At 71.5% G+C, this 21,297-nt stretch carries 24 protein-coding genes; 9 read left to right on the forward strand and 15 right to left on the reverse strand.

All coding sequences use genetic code 11. The annotated features are described in order from the left end of the window. The first annotated feature begins 63 nt into the window (after positions 1–63). Complete coding sequence (lnt, locus tag ACFU95_RS11005) at positions 64–1,647, forward strand: apolipoprotein N-acyltransferase (protein ID WP_383824922.1); 1,584 nt, start codon at positions 64–66, stop codon at positions 1,645–1,647. Here the strand turns inward: lnt and ACFU95_RS11010 are convergent. Then, complete coding sequence (locus ACFU95_RS11010) at positions 1,568–2,476, reverse strand: Gfo/Idh/MocA family protein (RefSeq protein ID WP_383824925.1); 909 nt, start codon at positions 2,474–2,476, stop codon at positions 1,568–1,570. The genes lnt and ACFU95_RS11010 overlap by 80 nt on opposite strands. Then, complete coding sequence (locus tag ACFU95_RS11015) at positions 2,448–3,674, reverse strand: FAD-dependent monooxygenase (RefSeq protein ID WP_383824927.1); 1,227 nt, start codon at positions 3,672–3,674, stop codon at positions 2,448–2,450. The genes ACFU95_RS11010 and ACFU95_RS11015 overlap by 29 nt, the downstream gene beginning before the upstream one ends. A gap of 97 nt (positions 3,675–3,771) precedes the next feature. Between ACFU95_RS11015 and ACFU95_RS11020 the strand changes: the two genes are divergently transcribed. From ACFU95_RS11020 to ACFU95_RS11030, 3 genes are all read left to right on the forward strand, one after another. Continuing rightward, positions 3,772–4,362 (forward strand): TetR/AcrR family transcriptional regulator, encoded by a 591-nt coding sequence (locus ACFU95_RS11020; protein WP_383824930.1) that lies wholly within the window; start codon positions 3,772–3,774, stop codon positions 4,360–4,362. Positions 4,363–4,419: 57 nt separating this feature from the next. Further along, a complete protein-coding gene (locus tag ACFU95_RS11025; protein ID WP_383824932.1) occupies positions 4,420–4,932 on the forward strand; it encodes a DinB family protein in 513 nt (170 codons plus the stop codon). Between the two features lie 112 nt (positions 4,933–5,044). Further along, entirely contained in the window at positions 5,045–5,575 is a 531-nt protein-coding gene (locus ACFU95_RS11030; RefSeq protein ID WP_383824934.1) for a hypothetical protein, read from the forward strand. 25 nt (positions 5,576–5,600) lie between these two features. Here ACFU95_RS11030 and ACFU95_RS11035 read toward each other — a convergent pair whose 3' ends face one another. The 7 genes from ACFU95_RS11035 to ACFU95_RS11065 form a co-directional block, all read right to left on the reverse strand. Continuing rightward, complete coding sequence (locus ACFU95_RS11035; RefSeq protein ID WP_383824935.1) at positions 5,601–6,056, reverse strand: hypothetical protein; 456 nt, start codon at positions 6,054–6,056, stop codon at positions 5,601–5,603. A gap of 123 nt (positions 6,057–6,179) precedes the next feature. After that, entirely contained in the window at positions 6,180–6,863 is a 684-nt protein-coding gene (gene ung / locus ACFU95_RS11040) for a uracil-DNA glycosylase (protein ID WP_383824938.1), read from the reverse strand. Positions 6,864–6,992: 129 nt separating this feature from the next. Further along, positions 6,993–8,573: an ABC transporter substrate-binding protein gene (locus ACFU95_RS11045; protein ID WP_383824941.1), complete on the reverse strand. Its 1,581-nt coding sequence runs from the start codon at positions 8,571–8,573 to the stop codon at positions 6,993–6,995. 190 nt (positions 8,574–8,763) lie between these two features. Then, complete coding sequence (locus ACFU95_RS11050; RefSeq protein WP_383824944.1) at positions 8,764–9,525, reverse strand: SDR family oxidoreductase; 762 nt, start codon at positions 9,523–9,525, stop codon at positions 8,764–8,766. Positions 9,526–9,544: 19 nt separating this feature from the next. Further along, positions 9,545–10,306, reverse strand: a complete 762-nt coding sequence (gene fabG / locus ACFU95_RS11055) for a 3-oxoacyl-ACP reductase FabG (protein ID WP_383824946.1) — start codon at positions 10,304–10,306, stop codon at positions 9,545–9,547. Between the two features lie 126 nt (positions 10,307–10,432). Continuing rightward, the gene (locus ACFU95_RS11060; protein ID WP_383824949.1) at positions 10,433–10,843 is read right to left on the reverse strand and encodes a DUF3037 domain-containing protein; all 411 of its coding nucleotides are present in this window, start codon (positions 10,841–10,843) and stop codon (positions 10,433–10,435) included. After that, complete coding sequence (locus ACFU95_RS11065; RefSeq protein WP_383824952.1) at positions 10,840–11,595, reverse strand: HipA family kinase; 756 nt, start codon at positions 11,593–11,595, stop codon at positions 10,840–10,842. The genes ACFU95_RS11060 and ACFU95_RS11065 overlap by 4 nt, the downstream gene beginning before the upstream one ends. Before the next feature lie 220 nt (positions 11,596–11,815). On the opposite strand from ACFU95_RS11065, the gene ACFU95_RS11070 reads away from it, so the two are divergent. Then, the gene (locus ACFU95_RS11070) at positions 11,816–12,307 is read left to right on the forward strand and encodes a Rieske (2Fe-2S) protein (RefSeq protein ID WP_383824955.1); all 492 of its coding nucleotides are present in this window, start codon (positions 11,816–11,818) and stop codon (positions 12,305–12,307) included. On the opposite strand, the gene ACFU95_RS11075 is transcribed toward ACFU95_RS11070, so the two are convergent. After that, the gene (locus ACFU95_RS11075; RefSeq protein WP_383824958.1) at positions 12,294–12,944 is read right to left on the reverse strand and encodes a cysteine hydrolase; all 651 of its coding nucleotides are present in this window, start codon (positions 12,942–12,944) and stop codon (positions 12,294–12,296) included. The genes ACFU95_RS11070 and ACFU95_RS11075 overlap by 14 nt on opposite strands. 160 nt (positions 12,945–13,104) lie before the next feature. Between ACFU95_RS11075 and ACFU95_RS11080 the strand changes: the two genes are divergently transcribed. Beyond that, complete coding sequence (locus ACFU95_RS11080; protein WP_383824961.1) at positions 13,105–13,572, forward strand: pyridoxamine 5'-phosphate oxidase family protein; 468 nt, start codon at positions 13,105–13,107, stop codon at positions 13,570–13,572. Positions 13,573–13,578: 6 nt separating this feature from the next. Here the strand turns inward: ACFU95_RS11080 and ACFU95_RS11085 are convergent, their stop codons facing one another. Then, positions 13,579–14,481, reverse strand: coding sequence for a LysR family transcriptional regulator (locus tag ACFU95_RS11085; protein WP_383824964.1), 903 nt, complete (start codon positions 14,479–14,481; stop codon positions 13,579–13,581). A gap of 74 nt (positions 14,482–14,555) precedes the next feature. Here ACFU95_RS11085 and ACFU95_RS11090 point away from each other — a divergent pair, with 74 nt between their 5' ends. Next, the gene (locus ACFU95_RS11090; RefSeq protein ID WP_383824967.1) at positions 14,556–15,503 is read left to right on the forward strand and encodes a DMT family transporter; all 948 of its coding nucleotides are present in this window, start codon (positions 14,556–14,558) and stop codon (positions 15,501–15,503) included. 16 nt (positions 15,504–15,519) lie between these two features. Here ACFU95_RS11090 and ACFU95_RS11095 read toward each other — a convergent pair whose 3' ends face one another. Then, complete coding sequence (locus tag ACFU95_RS11095) at positions 15,520–16,851, reverse strand: aminotransferase class I/II-fold pyridoxal phosphate-dependent enzyme (RefSeq protein ID WP_383824969.1); 1,332 nt, start codon at positions 16,849–16,851, stop codon at positions 15,520–15,522. Between the two features lie 57 nt (positions 16,852–16,908). Here ACFU95_RS11095 and ACFU95_RS11100 point away from each other — a divergent pair, with 57 nt between their 5' ends. Further along, positions 16,909–17,592 (forward strand): pyridoxamine 5'-phosphate oxidase family protein, encoded by a 684-nt coding sequence (locus ACFU95_RS11100; RefSeq protein WP_383824972.1) that lies wholly within the window; start codon positions 16,909–16,911, stop codon positions 17,590–17,592. Beyond that, positions 17,592–18,224 carry an FMN-binding negative transcriptional regulator gene (locus tag ACFU95_RS11105; protein WP_383824975.1) on the forward strand — a complete coding sequence of 211 codons (633 nt, stop codon included), beginning with the start codon at positions 17,592–17,594 and terminating at the stop codon, positions 18,222–18,224. Before ACFU95_RS11100 ends, ACFU95_RS11105 begins: the two co-directional genes overlap by 1 nt. Positions 18,225–18,264: 40 nt before the next feature. Here the strand turns inward: ACFU95_RS11105 and ACFU95_RS11110 are convergent, their stop codons facing one another. From ACFU95_RS11110 to ACFU95_RS11120, 3 genes are all read right to left on the reverse strand, one after another. Continuing rightward, on the reverse strand, positions 18,265–19,239 hold the full coding sequence (locus ACFU95_RS11110; protein ID WP_383824978.1) for a DMT family transporter: 975 nt from the start codon (positions 19,237–19,239) through the stop codon (positions 18,265–18,267). Positions 19,240–19,414: 175 nt separating this feature from the next. Further along, on the reverse strand, positions 19,415–20,407 hold the full coding sequence (locus tag ACFU95_RS11115) for a DMT family transporter (protein WP_383825021.1): 993 nt from the start codon (positions 20,405–20,407) through the stop codon (positions 19,415–19,417). Between the two features lie 104 nt (positions 20,408–20,511). Next, the gene (locus ACFU95_RS11120; RefSeq protein WP_383824981.1) at positions 20,512–21,084 is read right to left on the reverse strand and encodes a Clp protease N-terminal domain-containing protein; all 573 of its coding nucleotides are present in this window, start codon (positions 21,082–21,084) and stop codon (positions 20,512–20,514) included. Positions 21,085–21,297: the final 213 nt, after the last annotated feature.

The following is a 21,297-nucleotide window of genomic DNA, read 5'->3' on the forward strand; positions in this document are numbered from 1 at the left end:
CCCACTGTCCCGTTGTCAGTGCCTGCGAGCACACTGGAAGCACCACGGGGTAGGAGGCGATGCATGAAGACGATCAACCGCCGGCTCGCCTCCCCGTGGCGCCGCTCGATCGCCGCCGTTCTGGCCGGCGCCCTGCCCGTGCTGGCCTTCCCCGAGCCGTCGTGGTGGTGGTTCGCGTACGTCGCCCTGGTGCCGTGGATGGCACTGCTGCGCTCCGCGCCGACCGGGCGGCGGGCGCTGTACGACGGCTGGTGGGGCGGTTTCGGCTTCATGCTGGCGATGCACCACTGGCTGCTGCCGAACCTGCATGTGTTCACGTTCGTCATCGCGGCCCTGCTCGGTGCCCTGTGGGCCCCGTGGGGATGGCTGGTGCGTCGCTTCCTGGCGGCCGGGCCGTCACCGGGACGGGTCACCGCGGCCCTCCTGGTGCTGCCGTCCGGCTGGCTGATGATCGAACTCGTCCGTTCCTGGCAGGGGCTCGGCGGGCCGTGGGGCGTGCTGGGCTCCAGTCAGTGGGAGGTGGAGCCCGCGCTGCGGCTCGCCTCGGTGGGCGGGGTGTGGCTGATCAGCTTCCTGGTGGTGGCTGTCAACGTCGCGGTGGCGGTGCTGGTGGCGGTACGCAGGTGCCGGGTCGCCGCGGTGGCCGGCCTCGTCGCCGTGGCCGTCGCCGCCTCCGCCGCCTGGGTGTGGTCCCCGCGCCCCGACGTCGCGGACCGGGTCCGGATCGCCGTCGTCCAGCCGGGCGTCATGCAGGGCGTGGGCGGGGCCGACCGGCGGTTCGACCGGGAGGAGCGGCTCACCCGCGAGCTGGCCGGCCAGGGCGCCGACCTGATCGTCTGGGGCGAGAGCAGCGTCGGTTACGACCTCGACGACCGGCCCGACTTCGCGCGCCGCCTCGCGGCACTGTCCCGGGAGACGGGGGCGAACATCCTGGTCAACGTGGACGCGCGGCGCTCCGACAAGCCCGGCATCTACAAGAGCTCGATCCTCGTCGGCCCGGACGGCCCGACCGGCGCCCGCTACGACAAGATGCGGCTGGTCCCCTTCGGGGAGTACATACCGGCCCGTTCGCTGCTGGGCTGGGCCACCTCCGTGGGTAAGGCGGCGTCCGAGGACCGCAGGCGCGGCACGGAACAGGTCGTGATGAACGCCGGGCACGGGCTGCGGATCGGCCCGATGGTCTGCTTCGAGTCCGCGTTCTCCGACATGAGCCGCAATCTCGCGGACGACGGCGCCCAGGTGCTGATCGCCCAGTCGGCGACCTCGACGTTCCAGCAGAGCTGGGCCCCTGAGCAGCACGCCTCACTCGCCGCACTGCGCGCCGCCGAGACCGGCCGGCCCATGGTGCACGCCACGCTGACCGGTGTCTCCGCCGTGTACGGCCCGAGCGGGCAGCGGATCGGTTCCTGGCTCGGCACGGACGCGAGCACGAGCGCTGTCTACGAGGTACCGCTGGCCGACGGTGTCACACCGTACGTCCGCTTCGGCGAGTGGCCGGTGTACGCGGCGCTGCTGATCATGGCCGCTTGGTGCGCCACCGAGGGCGTACGGGCGAAGCGGCCGCGACTCAGGCGGCGGCCCGGTCCTGAACCGCGCGAACAACCCGCTCGCACAGCTCATGAGTCGCCAGCGCGTCCCGGGCACTGAGCACCTTCCCCGCGCGCACGGCGTCGAGGAAGGCCAGCACCGCCTGTTCGATGCCGCGCTGCCGGGCCACCGGCACCCAGTCCCCGCGCCGCCGCACGGTCGGCTGGCCCTTGTGGTCGACGACCTCGGCGAGGTTGATGACCTGCCTCTTGGTGTCCTGCCCGGACACCTCGAGGATCTCCTCGGCGGAGCCGCTGAGCCGGTTCATCACGCCGAGCGCGGTGAAGCCGTCCCCGGCGAGCTGCAACACGACATGGTGCAGCAGCCCGCCCTCGACGCGGGCGCGTACGGTCACGTCGACGACCGGGCCGGGGGCGAGGAAGCGCAGTGTGTCGACGACGTGGATGAAGTCGTCCAGGATCATCGAGCGGGGCTCTTCCGGCAGCCCGATCCGGTTCTTCTGCATCAGGATCAGCTCGCGCGGATGGTCGGCGCACTGCGCGTAGCCGGGGGCGTAGCGCCGGTTGAAGCCGACGGCGAGGCTCACGTCGCGCCGCTCGGCGAGCGCCACCAGCCGCTCGGAGTCGGCGAGTCGGTAGGCGAGCGGCTTGTCGACATAGGTCGGCACCCCCGCCTCCAGCAGCCGGGTCACGATCTCGGGGTGCGCGACGGTGGGCGCGTGCACGAAGGCGGCGTCGAGGCCCTGGGCGAGGAGCGAGTCGAGGTCCGCGTGCCGCCGCTCGGCCGGCAGGCGGAGGCTGTCGGCGACCCGGGCGAGCGTGGCGGGCGTGCGGGTCTGCAGATGCAGTTCGACCCCGGGCTGGACACCGAGCACCGGAAGGTAGGCCTTCTGCGCGATGTCACCGAGTCCGATGCAGCCGACCTTCACTGGGTGTGCTCCTCTGGTGGTTGCCTGCCGGGGCCTGCCTGGAAGCATACGGCCGCTGCGGCGGCCGCCAGTCGGCGATGTCCTCGAAGCCGCGCAGGACCAGCGCGGGCGCGACCTTGGACAGGGCGGTGAGCGTCGTGTTCCGAACGGCGATCGCGGCACGGCCGGTCATCAGGTTGAGGCGGGCGACCCTGACCGCCCGGCGGGCGACGGCGGTCGTACGCGGGAGGCGGGCCGCCGTGTAGGCGGCGAGGTCGCCGCCGTGGTGCGCGAGGACCACCGCGTCCTCGATGGCCTGGTTGCCGCCCTGGCCGAGCGTGGGCGGCATGGCGTGCGCGGCGTCTCCGACCAGGGCGACCCGGCCGCGGTGGTAGGCAGGCAGCGGCTCGGCGATGTGGTGGACGTCGTGACGCAGGACGTCCTCGGGGCGGGCGGCGGCGAGGATGGCGGGGACCGGGGCGTGCCAGTCGCCGTAGCGGCGCAGCAGCTCGGCCTTCTCGTCGTCGCGGGCGTGCTCTCCGGCGGGCGTGACGGCCGCGGCGTAGGCGTAGACCCGGCCGTCCTTGAGCGGGTGTGAGCCCCAGATGCGGCCCGGGCCCCAGGTCTCGTGCGAGGCGAACTCCGCACCGGGCACCGGGACCACGACCCGCCATGTGGTGAACCCGGAGTAGTCGGTGCCGGGGTGGGCCGGGAAGAGCACCCGGCGCGCGGCGGACCGGACGCCGTCGGCGGCGACCACGAGGTCGGCCTCCACCTCTGCGTCCGAGGTCGCCACGCGTGCCGGACGATCGGCGTCGCCGGGATCGACGACGGTCGCGGCGCCTCCCGGACGGAGTGCCTCGGGCGGGAGGAGCGCCACGAGGCTGTTGATGAGTGTGGCCCGGTGCAGCAGGACGAGAGGGCCGCCGAAGCGGGCTGCCACGGCGTCGGCGTCCGTGCGGGAGAGCCGGCGCCCGGACGGGGTGCGCAGTCCCCCGTCGCCCTGCCAGGCGGCCAGGTCGCGGATCTCGTCGCCGATCCCGATGACGTCCAGTGCGCGCAGGGAGTTGGGCGCGAGCGAGATGGCCGCGCCGACCGGTTCCAGGGAGGGGGCCCGCTCCAGCACGGTGACCTCCCAACCGCTGCCGTGGAGTGCGGCGGCCGCGGTCAGACCTCCGATGCCGCCACCGATCACAACGGCCCGCTTCGACTGTGCCATGGCTCCTCCGGACGACCCGACCTGACCTCACTACAGACGTAGTGACTCGACATGCCGACTGTACTACAGATGTAGTGAGACGGGTAGGTTGATCTCCATGGCCGTACACACCCCGGGCGCCACGCGCGCCGATCTCGTCGCCGACACCGCCCTCGCGCTGCTGGCCGAGCGGGGGATGCGCGGGCTCACACACCGGGCGGTCGACGACGTGGCCGAGCTGCCGCAGGGCTCGACCTCGAACCTGGCGCGCACCCGGCAGGCGCTCCTGGAACTGGCGGTGCGCAGGCTCGCGGAGCGTGAGGCGCGGGTCCTGGCGCTGGAGGAGATGCCCGATCCGCGGGGCGGCCTCGACGCGCTGGCCGCCGGCCTGGCCCTGGCGACGCACCGCGCCCTGACCCACCACCGCGAACTGACGCTCGCCCGCTACGAACTGGCCCTGGAGGCCACGCGCCGCCCCGAGCTGCGCGCCTACTTCGACGCCACGGGCGCCCGCTTCCGCGGCCAGCTCACCGCCCTGGTGACCGCCGCGGGCTCGGCGGATCCGGCCCGGCACGTGCTGTCGCTGGTCGCCTGGGCGGACGGCCTGATGTTCAGCTGCGTCGCCGGGTCGTTCGGCTCGGAGGCGCCGAGCCTGGACCAGGTACGGGCGGGGCTGCGCGAACTGCTCGACGGAATGTTCGGCCACTGAGCCCGAGGGCCGTAAAAACTGCTGGTGGACCAGTCCGAGTTGGGCAACGATGCGGGCATGACAATCGAACGCCTTGAGCCCTCCACCACCGCCGACGAGCGCACGATGCTGGAGGGCTGGCTGGACTACCACCGGCAGACCCTCGCCTGGAAGTGCGAAGGGCTGACCGACGCCCAGCTCAGGACCCCCTCCGTGGCACCGTCCGAGCTGACCCTCATGGGACTGGTGCGGCACATGGCGGAGGTGGAGCGCGGCTGGTTCCGCCAGGTACTCATGGACGAGGACGCGGCCCCGATCTACTTCTCCGAGGAGGACCCGGACGGCGAGTTCCACCTCACCGAGGCGGACACCTGGGAGGAGGCGTACGCCACCTGGCAGGCCGAGATCGACAGGGCCCGACGCAACGCGGCCGGCTTCGGTCTGGACGACCTCTCCAAGGGCAGGAGCCGGCGCAGCGGCGAGCACTTCAACCTGCGCTGGATCATCACCCACATGATCGAGGAGTACGCCCGCCACAACGGCCACGCCGACCTGGTCCGCGAGCGCGTCGACGGCTCCACCGGCGACTGACGTCAGCGGCGGCGGCAGCACACCGTCCGTACGGGGTCAGAGATCACCCTTACGGAGCAACGTCTCCTTCTCCGCCACCCCAACGGCCGCCGGAACCAGCAGAGTTGCGCGCGTGCATCGAACGACGACCACCGCAACGCTCCTGGTCACCGTGGCCGTCTCGGCCCTCTCGGGTTGTACGACGGTCCAGCACCGGCCGGCACCCGGCGGTCCGGCGGCACCGGCCCAGCCGCCGGCACCACGACCGGGCGCCCCCACGGAGCCCGAGATCGTGCAGGCACCGGCCCGAGAGGCCCTGACGCTGATCGACCCGTCCCGCCACCCGGCCCCCGAGGTCTCCGCCGCACAGTCCCCGTCGCCCGCCGCCCCGCCCTCCACCCACTCGGATCCCCGTTCGCACCCCCGCCCCCACCCCGAGCGCCAGAAGTCCCGCCGCCCGGGGCCCAACGTCCCCGAACCCCCGCATGTCGAGATCCCCGATGTGTCGGAGTCCGTCCGCCAGGGGGTCCAGGGGAGCCCAGGGAACGCGGGGAGCCCCGGGAACGGGGGAAACGCCGACGTCTGCGCGCTGGGGAAGAAGTACGGCGGGTGGAGGCCGGACAGCCCGGAGTCGAAGATCTGCGAGCAGACGTACGGCCGCTGAGACTCGGGCGGGCTCCCCGCAGCCGCTACGTGCCCTCCCCCAGCCGCACCTCCAGCCGGCGGATCTCGGCCCGCACCCCGTCCCCGTAGCTGTCGTCCCCCAGCGTCCCCGCCGCCCGCCGCGCCCTGCGCAGATGGACGCGGGCCGCCTCGGCACGGTCGAGCTTCACATAGTCGGCGGCCAGGTTCAGATGCAGCGAGGGATACAGCGCCCGTACGGCAAGGGCACCGCCGGCGCCCTCCGCCTCCGTCAACGCCCGCAGGTCCCAGGCCAGTTCGTCCGAGGGGTCGTCCTGCGTGTCGGCCAGGTAGTGCGCCAGGGTGCAGCGGTGCACGGGGTCGCCGTCCTCGCCGAGTTCCGTCCACAGGTCCAGCAAGCGGCGTCTGGCCTCCTCGCGGTCTCCCGCGTGATGCAGCATGACGACCTGCCCGATCCGCGTCGGCACGGCCTCCGGTGCCGTCCGCTCCTGTCGCTCCGCCACCGCGTCCTCCGGGCCCTCGTCGGCTGTCCCCCTCCCGACGCTAGCCGCCCCCAGCGGCATTCCCGGTCAGGCGGCTCCGTACGGCACCGGGCCGGCCCGGCGGAGGACCGGCCCGGCGATCGGTCAGCCCAGGTTCGGGATCCGCCAGTCGATCGGCTCGTGGCCCTGTCCGGCCACCGCCTCGTCGATCTGCGTGAACGGGTGGGAGCCGAAGAACTTCTTCGCGGACAGCGGTGAGGGATGAGCGCCCTTGACCACCACGTGCCGCGTCTCGTCGATGAGCGGGAGCTTCTTCTGGGCGTAGTTGCCCCACAGCACGAACACGGCGGGGTCGGGCCGGTCGGCCACAGCCCGGATCACCGCGTCGGTGAACTTCTCCCAGCCCTTGCCCTTGTGCGAGTTCGCCTCGCCGGCACGGACCGTCAGTACCGCGTTGAGCAGCAGGACGCCCTGCTGGGCCCAGGGCATCAGGTAGCCGTTGTCGGGGACGGGGAGGCCGAGCTCCTCCTTCATCTCCTTGTAGATGTTGCGCAGCGAGGGCGGCGTCTTCACTCCGGGACGGACCGAGAAGCACAGGCCGTGGCCCTGGCCCTCGCCGTGGTAGGGGTCCTGGCCGAGGACCAGGACCTTCACCTTGTCGTACGGCGTCGCATCCAGCGCGGCGAAGACCTCCTCGCGCGGCGGATAGACGGGACCCTTCGCCCGCTCCTCCTCGACGAACTCCGTCAGCTCCTTGAAGTAGGGCTGCTGAAGCTCGTCGCCCAGAACCCCGCGCCAGGACTCGGGCAGCATGGCGATGTCGGTCACGTCAACTTCCTTACGGTGTGCGGCGAACGGTGCGAGGTGACCGCGGGCGGTCACCTCCAGGCCTCAGAACCTACAGGCGGCCACTGACAATCGCCCCGCCCACCGCACATCGCACCGCGTATCCAGCGGCTACCAGCTGGTCTTGCGGTACAGCTCCCCCACCATCATGATCGTCGAGGGGTCCAGCGCCCGCTCCGCGCCCGAGACCTCCGCACTCGCGGCCACGTACTGCCGGCCCTGCCACAGCGGCAGCAGCCGCGCGTCGTCGACGAGGATGCGCTGGGCGTCCTCGAAGTCCTTGACCACGTTGGCACGGTCACTCTGGGCGCGGGAGTTGGGCAGCAGGTTGTCGGTGATCTTGGGCGTCACATAGGGCGTACCGAGCGCGTTCTGCTTGCCGACGAACGGCGCGATGAAGTTGTCGGCGTCCGGGAAGTCGGGGAACCAGCCGCGTCCGAACACCGGGTACTCGCCGTTCTGGTAGCCGGTGACGTACGACTTCCAGGGACGGCTCTTCAAGGTGATCTCGAAGAGTCCGGACTCCTCCAGCTGGCTCTTCAGCTCCTGGAACTCGGCCTTGGTGGCGGAGCCGTAGCGGTCGCTGGTGTACCAGAGGGTGAGCTGGACGGGGGTCGTGATGCCCGCGTCGCTGAGGATCTCCCGGGCCTTGGCCGCGCTCGGCTCGCCGAATTCGTCGAAGAAGCCCGTGGTGTGTCCGGTCAGGCCCTTGGGGACCATGGAGTACAGCGGTTCGACGGTGTCCTTGTAGACCTTGTGGGCGATCGCCGGGCGGTCGATGACCTGGGCGATGGCCTTGCGGACGGCGGACTTGCCGGCCGTGGGGTCCTTCGGGTTGAAGACCAGGTAGTTGATCTCGGTGCCGGAGCCCTCGATCAACTGGAGCTCGTCATCGTCGTCGGCCTGGATGTCGACGATGTCGTCGGCGGCGAGACCGCGGAAGGCGACGTCGAGCTCCTTGTCGCGCAGTGCCCCGACCATGGTGGGCGAGTCCTGGAAGTAGCGGATGGTCACCGCGTCGTTCTTGCGCTCCGCGTACCCGTCGTAGTTGTCGTTCCTGACGAGCTCGGCCTTGTTGCCCTCGTCGTACGACTCCAGGGTGTACGGCCCGGACCCGACGACCGTGCCGTCCTCGCGGAGCTTGTCCGCCGGGTAGTCCTCGGGGTCGACGATCGACATCGCGGGCGTGGCGAGCACGAACGGGAAGGTGGCGTCGGCCTTGTTGAGGTGGAAGACGATCTCGCGGTCGTTCAGCACCTGGACCCGTTCGAGGCTGCCGAGCAGGCCGGCCGGACCACCGTTGACGTTGATCTTCCGGATCCGGTCGAGCGAGTACTTGACGGCCTTCGCGTCGAGGCTGTGCCCGTCGGAGAACTCCAGGCCCTCACGCAGCTCACAGTGGTACTTCATGTTCGTGTTGTCGGTGAACTGGCAGCTCTCCGCCGCGTCGGGCTCGGGCGCGGTCGAGCCGGAGGGGTAGCTGAGCAGCGTCTGGTAGATGTTGCGGAACAGCTCCCAGGAGCTGTCCCAGGACGCGGCGGGATCAAGGGTGCTGGGGGCCGCGGTCGTCCCCACGACGAGCGGTCCCTCCTCCTCCGAGGAATCGGACGAGAGGACGCCGCACCCTGCTACCAGGGTCGATATGGACGCGATGGCCGCCACCTGCCGCAGGCGTCGGATCCGGTTGAACACGCGCACGCTCCTCGATCTGCCATGCCAAGGGTCGGCAAAACATACCGCAGTGTTCCGGCCGGTGGACCTCCAGTCTCAGGAGCACTTGTTCACCTCTGCGGTGACTACGTTGTCAACGGTTGTTGATCTCCCGAAACGTCGACAGGGGCGCCGCTGGTGTCCAGCGGCGCCCCTGTCGCAGTCCCGTGGATCAGCCGACACCGGCGTTGAGGAAGATGCCGCCGTCGATCACCAGGGTCTGGCCGGTGATCCAGTCCGACTGCCCCGAGGTGAGGAACGCGGCCGCCCCGCCGATGTCGGAGGGCACCCCGAGCCGGGCCAGCGGGTAGGCCGCGGCGGCCTCCTCTTCCCGGCCCTCGTACAGGGCCTGCGCGAACTTGGTCTTCACCACGGCGGGGGCGATCGCGTTGACCCGCACCCGGGGCGCGAACTCGTGCGCCATCTGCTGGGTGAGGTTGATCATCGCGGCCTTGCTGACGCCGTAGGCGGCGATGAAGGGCGAGGGTGCGATGCCCGCGACGGAGGCGATGTTGACGATCGCGCCGCCGTTGTCCTTCTGCCAGGCGTGCCAGGTCCGCTGCGCGAAGCCGAGCGCCGAGATCACGTTGGTCTCGAAGACCTTGCGCGCGACACCCAGGTCGAGGTCGGCGAGCGGCCCGAACACCGGGTTGGTACCGGCGTTGTTGATCAGGTGGTCGACGCGGCCGAAGGCCTCCATGGTGCGCTCGACGGCGACGGCCTGGTGGGCCTCGTCGTGCGCCTTGCCGGCCACGTAGATCGCGCGGTCGGCGCCGAGCTGTTCGACGGCCTCCTTGAGGGCGTCCTCGTTGCGGCCGGTGATGCACACACGGTCGCCGCGCGCGACGAGCGCCTCGGCGACGCCGTAGCCGATGCCGCGGCTGGCGCCCGTGACGAGGGCGACCTTGCCGGAGAGTTCAGGCAGTTCAGTCATGTTCGTTTCTCCCTCGGCCCTAGTCGAGCGGTCCGCCGGCGACGTACAGCACCTGACCCGAGACGAACCCGGCCGCCTCGCCCGTGAAGAAGGCGATGGCGTTGGCGATGTCGTCCGGCTCACCGACCCGGGCCACCGGGATCTGGGTGGCGGCGGCGGCCTTGAAGTCCTCGAAGCCCATGCCGACACGGTCGGCGGTGGCCTTGGTCATCTCGGTGGCGATGAAGCCGGGGGCGACGGAGTTGGCGGTGACGCCGAACTTCCCGAGCTCCTTGGCGAGGGTCTTGGTGAAGCCCTGGAGACCGGCCTTGGCGGCGGAGTAGTTCACCTGGCCGCGGTTGCCGAGCGCGGAGGACGAGGAGAGGTTGACGATACGGCCGAAGCCCGCGTCCACCATGTGCTTCTGACACGCCTTGGACATCAGGAAGGCGCCGCGCAGGTGCACGTTCATGACGGTGTCCCAGTCGGTGACGCTCATCTTGAACAGCAGGTTGTCGCGGAGCACGCCCGCGTTGTTGACCAGGATGGTCGGGGCGCCGAGCTCCTCGGCGATCCGCGCGACGGCAGCCTCGACCTGCGCCTCGTCGGAGACGTCGCAGCCGACCGCGAGGGCCTTGCCGCCGGCCGCGGTGATCTTCTCCACGGTGTCCTTGCAGGCGGCCTCGTCGAGGTCGATCACGGCGACCGCGCGCCCCTCGGCGGCCAGCCGTACGGCGGTGGCGGCGCCGATGCCGCGCGCTCCGCCGGTGACCACGGCGACCCGCTGCTCAGTGGTGGACATGGATGACTCTCCTCGGGTGAGCGACCGCTTAGTACCTTCGATGGACGTGACGCTAGAAGCCCTGGCACGCGGTGTCAACGGCCACCGCGCGCATGTGATCCATTACCTGATCCGTAACCCGATCCGTCACTTCACCAACAGATCGAGCAGCCGCTCCGCCTCGGCCGCCGGATCGGACGTGAGCCCGGTGTGCACCGGACCCGGCTGGACGACGGTCGAACGGGGGGCGATCAGCCAGCGGAAGCGTCGCCCGGCGTCGTCGCCCCCGGCCTGTCCCGCCGCGTCGCCGCCCGCGCACACGCCCTCGACGGCACGCAGTGCGGCCCGCACCCCGGCGACGTCGGCATCGGGGTCGAGCGCCCGCAGCCTGGTCTCGTCCAGGTGGGTCCGGGCCGCGACGAAGGACCGGGCACGGCAGTACACCAGCACGCCCGCGTTGAGGCACTCCCCGCGCTCGATGCGCGGGACGACCCGCAGCAGCGCGTACTCGAAGACGTCCTGTGCGCGGGAGCGGGTCCCCAGGGTGCGCTCGCTCACTTGATCCCCTCGATGCGGTCGTGGATGACGGCGGCGCGTGCGACCAGTGGCTCCGCGTACGCCCTGCGCAGTGCGTCCGCCGACGCGAACCCCGGTTCGTCCGCCAGCCACACCTCGGGGATCTCGGCGGTCACCTCGGCGAGCGCCTCCTCGGTGACGAGCGGCGCCAACTCGGCCGCGGCTGCCCGCACATCGGGCGCGAAGGAGGCGAGGGCATGGTCGGAGGCGTCGTACGAACGGGCCGCCGAGGCCCGCGCCCCGGGCCAGTTGTGCTGCCAGATCATGGTCGCGCCGTGGTCGATGAGCCACGGTTCGCCCTGCCACATCAGCAGGTTGGGGTTGCGCCAGGACCGGTCGACGTTGTTGACCAGGGCGTCGAACCAGACGATCCGGCCCGCGTCCTTCGGGCTCACCTCGAAGGCGAGGGGGTCGAAGCCGAGCGCACCGGAGAGGAAGTCCATTCCGAGGTTGGTGCCGCCGCTGGACTTGAGCAGCCCCTGCACCTCCTGGTCGGGTTCGCCGAGCCCCAGTACCGGGTCGAGTTCCACCGTCACCAGGCGGGGCACCCGGAAGCCCAGCCTGCGGGCGAGTTCACCGCAGACGACCTCGGCGACCAGGGTCTTGCGGCCCTGTCCGGCGCCGCTGAACTTCATGACGTACGTCCCGAAGTCGTCGGCCTCGACGAGCCCCGGCAGCGAGCCGCCCTCACGCAGGGGCGTGATGAAGCGGGTCGCGATGACTTCCTTGAGCATCGCCCCAGGTTACTGGCGCGAGGGCCGGGCACCGGACGGCCCGGGCGGGCGATGGCGAGTTCGCGCCGACAGGAAACCGACAGCCGTGGACAGTGAACCGACAGCTCCGCTTTACCCACCCCTTCACCGGACCGGGTCAGGATTTCGACTGAGTCTGAACAACCGGTCCATAAGGACCGTACCTCTCGCCAGATCAGGAATCCGCGGAAGGAACGTCAGCATGACCAGCGAATCAGTTCAGCCGGTGTCGAGCCCGAGTCGCCGTACCGTCGTGGCGGCGGTCGGCGCGGCGGGGCTCGCCGTGGCGCTGACCGCGTGCGGGTCGGACGACGACGCGTCCGGCTCGTCCACCGAACAGGGTGCCGCCGGCGGTGGCGCGAGCACCGAAGCGGGCGGCGGCTCGTCCGCCGAGTCCGGTGCCGGTGGCGCGGCGCTCGCGAAGACCGCCGACATCCCGGAGGGCAGTGGCAAGGTCTTCAGCGACGAGAAGGTGGTGGTCTCGCAGCCGACGGCGGGCGACTACAAGGCCTTCTCGACGATCTGCACCCATCAGCAGTGTCCGATGACCGACCTCCAGGGGGACACCCTCACCTGCGCGTGCCACAAGAGCCAGTTCTCCGTCCTCGACGGCAGCGTGAAGAAGGGACCCGCCACCCAGCCGCTGGCCGCCAAGGAGATCAGCGTGGCGGGCGACTCGATCACGCTCGCCTGACACCGCGCGGACGCTTGAATCCGTCCAGTACCTCGTCCGTGGTCGCGACCGTGGCGACCAATGCGAGGGTGTGGCGGATCATCGCCGGGGTGTAGTCGGAGGGCACTCCGGCGATGGCGTCCCGGGGCACGACCACGACATAGCCCCTGTTCACGGCGTCGAAGACGGTGTTGGGGATCGCCACGTTGGCCGAGACACCGGTGACGATCACCGTGCGGCAGCCGACGTTGCGCAGCAGGGCGTCGACGTCGGTGCCCTGGATCGGGGACAGGCCGTGCAGTCGTCGTACGACCAAGTCCTCCTCGGCGACCTCGATCGGCGCCGCCACGCGGACCGCCGTCGAACCGGACAGCTGCTGGACGGGGAGCCGTTCGACCGCACGGAAGAGGCGGGCGTTGTGGTTGGCGCCACGGCCGTCGGGGCGGCGTTCGGCGATCGCGTGGATCACCTGGACGCCGCTCTCGTGGGCGGCCGTGACCAGCCGGGCCACGTTGGCGAGGGCGCCCGAGGAGTGCGCCTGCGCGGCGAGTTCGGGCAGGGCGCCGGCCGGGCCGACGACGCCCTGCTGGCACTCGACGGTGAGCAGGACGGTGGTCGCGGGGTCGAGGAGTTCGCTGAGTTCGGCGTACGACGGCATGGGTCCCCCTGTGACCGACGGCGGCGTGGGCGGGCGAGCGTAGCCACGTTCGGGTGAGGACGGAACCACCATTGCGTGGGGACGGAAGACGACCCATCCTTTTCTGACGTGATGTCAGAGGATCTCTCCTCTGGCACGACGTGAGAGAAGAGGGGGCCGCATGACCGTCACTCAGCGCCGGGGCCGGAAGATCATGATGACGCCCGGCGAGCTGGACGAGTTCCTCACCGCTGAGCGCACCTGCCGGGTCGCCACGGTGTCCGCCGACGGCTTTCCGCATGTCAGCGCCCTGTGGTTCGCCTGGGACGGCGACTCGCTGTGGCTGTACTCGGTCGTCCGCAGCAAGCGGTGGGCCGATCTGCGCCGTGATCCCCGGGTCGCGATCGTGATCGACACGGGCGAGGACTACGAGCAGCTGCGCGGCGTCGAGCTGTCCGGCACCGTCGAGTTCGTGGGCGAGAGCCCTCGTGTCGGCGAGCTGCGCGCCGAACTCGACGTCCCCGAGACGCTGTTCGCGCGCAAGAACTTCGGCCTCGACGAGATGCCGCACGACGGGCGGCACGCGTGGGTAAGGCTGACGCCGGAGAAGATCGTGTCCTGGGACTTCCGGAAGCTGGGAGCGCCGTAGACGACGTCAGGAGACGTTCTGTCCGGCCTCCCGCAGCGCTCGCACCGCCGCCCGGATCGACGGGCGGCGGTCGGCGTCGGCGCGCCAGACGACGTACACATGGCGGCGTACCCGCTGCTTCAGCGGCACGGTCACCACGCCCGCGGGCATCGGATGGCGCCCCAGCAGCGGCGCGATGCACACGCCGAGCCCGGCCGCGACCAGCGCGAGCTGGGTGTGGGTCTCGGGGGCGCGGTGGCCCACGAGCGGCTCGACACCCCTGGAGCGCAGCGTGAACATCAGCCACTCGTGGCAGAACTCGCCCTCGCCCCAGGTGATCCACTCGTCCTCGGCGAACTCGGCGAGGTCCACCTCGGCCCGCTCGGCGAGCCGGTGCCCGGCGGGCATCGCCACGTCGGCCGGATCGTCCAGGATGTGCGCCTTGACCAGGCCCTCGGGCAGCGCCATCGGCTTGTTGTACCAGTCGAGCACGACGGCCAGGTCGAGGTCGCCGCGGATCACTCCGGCGATGCCGCCCTCCGGCTCCAGCTCGCAGGAGCGCACGCGCAGCGCGGGGTGTTCCGCGCGCAGTGCGGAGAGCGCGGACGGGAACAGCCCGCGTGCCGCGGTCGGGAACGCCGCCAGGCGCAGTTCGCCGACGACCCTCCCGCGCTGCGCCTCCAGGTCGGACTGGGCCAGCTCGACCTGCGACAGGATGCGCGCCGCGTGCTCGGCGAGCAGCCGTCCCGCGTCCGTGAGCCGTACACCCCGGCCGTTCTTGGCGAGGAGCTGCTGGCCGACCTCCCGCTCCAGCTTGGACATCTGCTGGGAGACGGCGGACGTCGTGATGTGCAGGCCCTCCGCCGCGCCGCTGACCGAGCCGTGCCGCGAGAGGGCGTCCAGGGTGCGCAGGCGCTCCAGATTCAACATGTAAGCAATGCTACGAGATATCGGGTGCGAAATCTCGATTGTGCTACGAAGTCGTGTGCAGCATCGTTGCTGCCATGACCACCGCCACCGGCTCTCGCGTCCCGGCCGAAGCCGCTCCCCGCCCCGACTCCCGCCCTCACCCCCGCGCCCGCCTCGACTGGCGTCTGCGCTTCGCCGCGCTCTCGCTGATCTGGGGCTTCAGCTTCCTGCTCATCAAGGTGGGCACCCACGGCTACGCCCCCTTCCAGGTCACGTTCGGGCGGCTGGTGTTCGGCACGGCGGTGCTGGCGGCCGCGATGGCGGTCAAGCGGGAGCGGCTGCCGCGTGGGGCACGCACCTGGGGGCATCTGACGGTCGCCGCGTTCCTGCTCAACGCGCTGCCGTTCTCCCTGTTCGCCTACTCCGAGCTGACGATCCCGTCCACGCTCGCGGGCATCTGCAACGCGACCTCGCCGCTGTGGGGCATGGCCCTGTCCCTGGTCGCGCTCTCGGAGGACCGGCCGACGCGGGTCAGGGTCGCGGGGCTCGGGGTCGGCTTCCTCGGCGTGCTGACCGTGCTCGGGGCATGGCAGGGCTTTCACGGGCTGGATGCCACGGGGACGGCGATGGCGCTGCTGGCCTCGTTGAGCTACCCGATCGGCTGGATATACGTCCGCCGTACGCTGGCCGGCTCCGGTGAGTCGCATCTGTCGCTGACCGGCGCGCAGTTGTTGCTGGCCACGGTGCAACTGGCCGTCGTGACGCCGGTTTTCACCTCGGTGCCGACCGGCTTTCCAGTGCTGCCGCTGCTCGCGATCGTGGCGTTGGGTGCACTCGGGACGGGGCTCGCGGTACTGCTTCAGTACGGGCTGGTCGCCGAGGTGGGGCCGACCACGGCTCAGATGGTCACGTACTTCATTCCGGTCATCGCGACGGCAGCGGGGGTCGCCGTTCTCGGGGAGTCGCTTCGGTGGACCACACCGGTGGGTGCGGTGATCGTTCTTGTAGGGGCGGCGCTTACTCAGGTGCCCCTGAAGCGGTAGCTCCCACCCACCCTGTCTAGACGTAGCCCCTTTCCGGTGCCGGGCCCACCGCTCTCGCCACCGCGTCCGCCAGTGGGGCGATCTCGTCCGTCGCGAGGGTCGCCGCGGTGATCCGGATTCCGGGGGGCGCGCTCATGCGGAAGCGGGCACCCGGGGCCACGGCCCAGCCGGCGTGCAGCAGGCGGGCCACGGCGCCCGTCTCGTCGGGAACCGGGACCCAGACGTTCAGGCCGCTGCGTCCCTGGGCCGTGATGCCCCGCTCCGCCAGTGCGGCGATCAGTGCGTCCCGGCGGGCGGCGTACGCCTCTGACACCGCCTTCGGGTCGACCGCGCCCTCGGCCCAGAGCCGCACCAGGGCCCGCTGGCCGAGAAGGCTGACCCAGCCGGGTCCCAGTCGCTGGCGGCCGCGCACCCGGTCGACCGTGACGGTGTCGCCGGTGAACACGGCGAGCCGCAGGTCGGGGCCGTAGGCCTTGGCGGCCGAGCGGACGAACGCCCAGCTGCGGGTGGTGCCGGCCAGGGGGTGCGGCGGCAGGTCGACGATGCCGTGACCGTGGTCGTCCTCGATGAGCAGGACGTCCGGGTGGTCCTTCAGTACGGTTCGCAGGGCACGCGCGCGTGCGGCACTGACGACCGCGCCCGTCGGGTTCTGCGCCCGGTCGGTGACGATCAGGGCGCGCGCGCCCGCGTCGAGGGCCCGGCGTACGTCGTCCGGGAGCGGACCCTCGTCGTCCACGCCGACCGGGGCCGTCCGCAGCCCGACGGCCGGGACGAGGTCGAGCAGGCTGCCCCAGCCGGGGTCCTCGACGGCGACGGTGTCGCCGGGTTTGAGGTGGGCCGCGAGGACCCGCTCGATCATGTCGAGCGAGCCGGAGGTGACGGCGATCGGCCCGTCCGGAACGCCGTCGGCGTCGAACGCGGCCCGCGCCCTGCGCGCCAGCTCCGGTTCCACGGCAGCGTCCCCGTACATGACCGGCTCCCGGTCGTTCTGCTCGGCGGCCGCCGCGAACGCCTTGGCCAGCGACGGCAGCAGCACGGGGTCCGGGTTGCCGGTCGCCACGTCCCGTACACCCTCCGGCACGTCCACCCGGATGGACTCGCGCCCGGTCGTGGCCGGCTTGGGCCGGACCCGGCTGCCCCGCCGCCCGGCCGTCTCGATGACCCCGCGCTCCCGCAGGATCCGGTAGGCGGCCGCGACGGTATTGGGATTCACGCCCAGCTCGACGGCCAACTCCCGCATGGGCGGGAGCAGTTCGCCCGGTGCCAGCCCGCCCGCACCCACCCCGCGCTCGACGCTCGCCGCAATCTCCGCTGCGCGTCGCCCTTCGATCCGATATCCTCCTAGCACAAAGCAGATTATGCACTAGTGCAATAGCCAGCGCAACAGAACGCAAGGGAGACCGTCATGCAGGGGACCGAGGAGTCGGCATCGTCGACCGCCGTCTACGCGCCGACCGACCGCACCGTCCCCACCCGCTCCCCGGACCGGGCGTCGTACGACAAGGACCTGGTGCACGCGATACTCGACGAGGCCTACGTCTGCCACCTCGGCTTCGTCCGCGACGGGGCGCCGGTGGTGCTGCCCACCTTGTTCGCCCGGGTCGGCGAGACGCTCTACGTCCACGGCTCGACGGGTTCGCGCCCGCTGCGGATGACCGGCCAGGGGGACCCGGGGCTGCCGGTGTGCCTGACGGTCACGCATGTCGACGCGCTGATCCTGGCCCGCTCCGCCTTCCACCACTCGATCAACTACCGGTCCGTGGTGGTGCACGGCACCGCGTACGACGTGACGGACCCGCAGGAGAAGCGGATCGCCCTGGACGCGCTCGTCGACCATGTCGTCGCCGGCCGGTCCCGTGACTCGCGGCCCGCCAACAAGAAGGAACTGGCCGCCACCGCCGTGATCCGCCTCGACCTGCACGAGGTCTCCGCCAAGCTCCGCACCGGCGGTGTCAACGACGAGCCCGAGGACCTCGCCCTCCCCCACTGGGCCGGCGTCGTTCCGCTGCGCAAGGGGTACGACGCGCCGGTCGGGGACCCCGACCTGGCCCCCGGCACCGAACTCCCCGGCTACCTCGGCGCCCTGTGATGCTGATCCACCCCTGGGACGCGCCCCGCGAAGACGCCGAGTGGCAGCGGTGGCTGGCCGTCCACGACTTCGGGCAGCTCGTCGTCAACGGCCTGGACGGCGAGCCGCCGCACGTCCAGCCGCTGCACTTCCTGTACGACGGCGAGCGCGGCGAGGCCCTCACGCACCTGGCCCGGCCCAACCCGATGTGGCCCGCGCTCCTGGCGAACCCCGAGGTCGTGCTGAGCGTGGTCGACGACTACGTGTACGTACCGGGTCCCTGGCAGGCGGCACCGGAGGAACCGCCCGAGCACGGCACTCCGACCAGCTTCTACGCCGCGGTCCAACTCCGGTGCCGGGCCCATGTCGTGGACGACCCGGCCGAGAAGGCCGAGCTGCTCAATCGCCAGGTCGGCCACTTCCAGCCGGAGGGCGGCTCGGCGCGGGTCGCGGTGGGGGAGGCTCCGTACAGCCGCCTGTTGTCCGGTCTCCGCGGGGTGCGGCTCGAAGTGACGGGCGTACGGGCCAAGTTCAAGTACGCGAATCACCGGACCGACCCGGTCAAGGACCGGGTCGCGGCCCATCTGGTGCGGCGCGACAGCCCGCGGGACGCGGCGGCCCGCGACCACCTGCTCCGGCGGCGCACGAGCTGAGCGAGGGGCCCGTCACCCGTGCGGTGCGGGCCCCTCCCTCTCACGCCCGCTGTGGCTCGCGCCGCGCCCCGCGTGTCTCCGCCACGGCGAGACCCGCGACCGATCCGAGCATCAGCAGGGTGCCCGCGAGGGTCGGCGCCGTCAGGTGCTCGCCGAGCAGAACGACGGCGAGCACCGCCGCGCTGACCGGTTCGAGCAGCATGATCACGGACACCGTGGCCGACCGTACGGCGGCCGCGCCCGCGAAGTAGAGGGCGTAGGCGAGGGCCGTGGGGACAGCCGCGATGTACACCAGCAGCCAGCCGAGCCGTACGGGTTCGGCCGTGTGCGGCAGGAGTCCCTCGGCAAGGGCGAACGGCAGCAGACACAGGCTGGTGACCGCGAAGGCCCAGAGGGACGTACTGGCGGCGTCGGCCCCTCCGTCGCGGCCCCACCTGCGCGTCAGCAGCGTCATCACGGAGTACGCGGCCGCCGACAGCAGCGCCAGCAGCACGCCCCACGGCCGTACGGTCGTGCCCTCGCCGCCGAGTGCCAGTACCGCGAGCCCGGTGAGCGCGCCGGCCACGGCCATCACGCCGCCACGGCCGAGTCGCTCCCCCAGGGTCAGCCGGGCGCCGAGCGCGATGAACACGGGGCCGGCACCGAGGGTGACGACGGTGCCCACGGCGAGTCCGGTGGCGTCGACGGCCGTGAAGTAGGCCGTCTGGAACACGGCGAGCCCGACGCCCGTGGCCACGGCCCGCAGCGCCTTGCGGCGGAAGGCGACGGCCACGGCCGTCCCGTCCGTCCCGGCGTTCTCCACACCCGGACGGGGGCGCGGGCGCAGGAGGCGGACGGCGAGCAGCAGCGCGAAGCCGACCGCGCAACGCCAGAAGGAGAGGGCGACCGGCCCCATGTCGCTGGCCCGGTAGACCAGGGAGGCGGCGGCGCCCGCGGTGCCCCAGGCGGCACCGGCGACGATCAGACAAAGAAGGCCACGCCCGATGGGCAGGCCGGAAACAGCAGTGTTCGACACGAGTTCTTCTCCGCAGACATGCAGAAGTTCTGGGAGGACCGCGGCTCAGCGGGGTCCGTGGACTTCGTCTGCGGGCAGCACCGTTCCGCCCGGCGGCACGCCGGGCTGGCTTTCCGGAGGGCCCGCCTCAGGCGGCCGGAGGCGGAAGAACGAGTGTCGAAGGCATGATCGGACCTTATGCGACGGTCGAACGGGTGGACAAATCCCTTTGCTGTCCCCCACCTGCCACCGGCTCCGGAGAACCCTTCGCGGGTGCCGACGACTGCGCGATGAAAGCGCCGACCAGGACGATCACACCACCGACGATCTGCGGGGCGGAGAGGTGCTCGCCGAGCAGAACCCAGGCCAGGACGGTCGCGATGACCGCTTCGAGGCAGGCGACCACGCCGGCGACCTGCGGCGAGAGCCGGCGGACGGAGACCACGCCGGTGACGTAGGCGACGACTGTCGCGACGAGGACGATCCAGGACAGCAGCAGGGGGGCCGCGACGGGGGTGCCGTCCATGTGCGCGGTGCCACCCAGCACGGACCAGTCCATCGTCCAGGGACGGGCCACGACCGTGAGCACAGCGGTGCCGACCAGGAGGCCGTACGCGATGACGCCGAGCGGATCGGGCGCGTCGTCGCCGGAGTCGCTGCCCTGGTCGGACAGCACGAAGTAGCCGACCTGGCAGCAGGCGGCGCCGAGCGCGAGGAGCAGGCCGACCGCGTCGAAGCTCTGCCCCGACCAGACCTCGACGACACAGGCGAGTCCGCCGACCGCGAGGGCGACACCCAGGGCGGCGGCGGGCGTGACGGGCCGCCGCTGCACGAACCGCACCCAGCCGAGGACGAGCGCGGGGGCGAGGTACTCGACGAGCAGCGCCACCCCGACCGGGATACGGGATATGGAGGCGAAGTAGAAGGCCTGGACGCCGGCCACACCGAGCAGTCCGAACCCGGCGAGCAGGGCGGGCCTGCCGCGCAGCAGCGCACGGTGGCGGACAGCGAGCGGCAGCATCACGAGAGCGGCGCCGGCCACGCGCAGCCACACCACGTGGAGCGGATCGAGGCCCGCCTCGATCAGCGGCTTCGCGGCGACACCGGAGCCTCCGAAGGCGACCGCGGAACCCAGCGCCAGACCCAGCCCGACGCCCTTGCCACGGCCGGCCCCACTGCTTTCAGACATACGCACCGGCACATGATGACAGGCGATGACATGAGCGTCATCCCCGATGACACCTGTCTCGCCGAGTGGACAGAGCGGCTGCGGACGGAGATCGCGGCGTGGGCCTAGCGAGCCGTCTCGCCGTCGGACGCGTACTCGTCGCGCCGCCCGTCGCTCCGTGCGTCGATCCGGGCGCCCAACTCGTTCGCGTCGATGCCGGCGCGGGCGAGCACCTCGACGGCGCGGGCCTGCGGGTCCGCCACGATCGCCGCGAGCAGGTCGATGCCCTCGGCACGTGGGCCGCCGCGGCGGACGGCGCGTCGGCAGGCGGCCTCCATCGCGCTCGCGGCCAGCGGCGAGAAGCCCTCGCCGTCTCTCACCACGGGTACGGCACCGGAGTCCTCGACGGTGCCCTGCCAGCGCAGGCCGTAGCCGATGGTGCGTTGCACGAGGTAGCCCAGCAGGCGGGCGATCTGGGGGCCGTCGCCGAAGACGGCGTACACATCACGGTCGTGCTCCAGGAGGGAGTGCAGCAGATGGGCCGTGTCGATCTGCCGGTCCCCGTCCCTGACCGCCCGGCGGCGGGCACCCGAGACCACCGCTGCCAGCTCGTCGCTGAGCCTGGCATCGTCCACGCCGACGGCCGGGGGCCGGCAGTCCTGCTCCTGGGCGGACTGCCGGGGAATACGGGGTTGCACACCCCCTACCCCATCAACCACTTCGAGCCGAGTCATCCCCGGGAGGAAGCATTTCGGCGTCCCACACAGAGTGGACTCAGCCGGCCGGTATCTCCTCCTTACGGATGACATCACGCCGGGTCACGTCCGCGGGAGTGGTGTATTGACGGCCACTCGGTGATCTCGTTTTGAGGCTATGCGGTGAGTTCGGTGGGTAGGTCGGTCTCGCTGGTT

Origin of the sequence: Streptomyces sp. NPDC057623, from assembly GCF_042800355.1 — a bacterium.
In the GTDB taxonomy this organism is placed as follows: Bacteria; Actinomycetota; Actinomycetes; order Streptomycetales; family Streptomycetaceae; genus Streptomyces.

What these genes read in the sequence shown, in the direction of transcription:
- lnt (WP_383824922.1), top strand. Translation starts at nt 64, where the DNA reads ATGAAGACGATCAACCGCCGGCTCGCCTCCCCGTGGCGCCGCTCGATC.
- ACFU95_RS11015 (WP_383824927.1), bottom strand. Translation starts at nt 3,674, where the DNA reads ATGGCACAGTCGAAGCGGGCCGTTGTGATCGGTGGCGGCATCGGAGGT.
- ACFU95_RS11020 (WP_383824930.1), top strand. Translation starts at nt 3,772, where the DNA reads ATGGCCGTACACACCCCGGGCGCCACGCGCGCCGATCTCGTCGCCGAC.
- ACFU95_RS11025 (WP_383824932.1), top strand. Translation starts at nt 4,420, where the DNA reads ATGACAATCGAACGCCTTGAGCCCTCCACCACCGCCGACGAGCGCACG.
- ACFU95_RS11050 (WP_383824944.1), bottom strand. Translation starts at nt 9,525, where the DNA reads ATGACTGAACTGCCTGAACTCTCCGGCAAGGTCGCCCTCGTCACGGGC.
- fabG (WP_383824946.1), bottom strand. Translation starts at nt 10,306, where the DNA reads ATGTCCACCACTGAGCAGCGGGTCGCCGTGGTCACCGGCGGAGCGCGC.
- ACFU95_RS11065 (WP_383824952.1), bottom strand. Translation starts at nt 11,595, where the DNA reads ATGCTCAAGGAAGTCATCGCGACCCGCTTCATCACGCCCCTGCGTGAG.
- ACFU95_RS11070 (WP_383824955.1), top strand. Translation starts at nt 11,816, where the DNA reads ATGACCAGCGAATCAGTTCAGCCGGTGTCGAGCCCGAGTCGCCGTACC.
- ACFU95_RS11075 (WP_383824958.1), bottom strand. Translation starts at nt 12,944, where the DNA reads ATGCCGTCGTACGCCGAACTCAGCGAACTCCTCGACCCCGCGACCACC.
- ACFU95_RS11080 (WP_383824961.1), top strand. Translation starts at nt 13,105, where the DNA reads ATGACCGTCACTCAGCGCCGGGGCCGGAAGATCATGATGACGCCCGGC.
- ACFU95_RS11085 (WP_383824964.1), bottom strand. Translation starts at nt 14,481, where the DNA reads ATGTTGAATCTGGAGCGCCTGCGCACCCTGGACGCCCTCTCGCGGCAC.
- ACFU95_RS11090 (WP_383824967.1), top strand. Translation starts at nt 14,556, where the DNA reads ATGACCACCGCCACCGGCTCTCGCGTCCCGGCCGAAGCCGCTCCCCGC.
- ACFU95_RS11100 (WP_383824972.1), top strand. Translation starts at nt 16,909, where the DNA reads ATGCAGGGGACCGAGGAGTCGGCATCGTCGACCGCCGTCTACGCGCCG.
- ACFU95_RS11105 (WP_383824975.1), top strand. Translation starts at nt 17,592, where the DNA reads ATGCTGATCCACCCCTGGGACGCGCCCCGCGAAGACGCCGAGTGGCAG.
- ACFU95_RS11115 (WP_383825021.1), bottom strand. Translation starts at nt 20,407, where the DNA reads ATGTCTGAAAGCAGTGGGGCCGGCCGTGGCAAGGGCGTCGGGCTGGGT.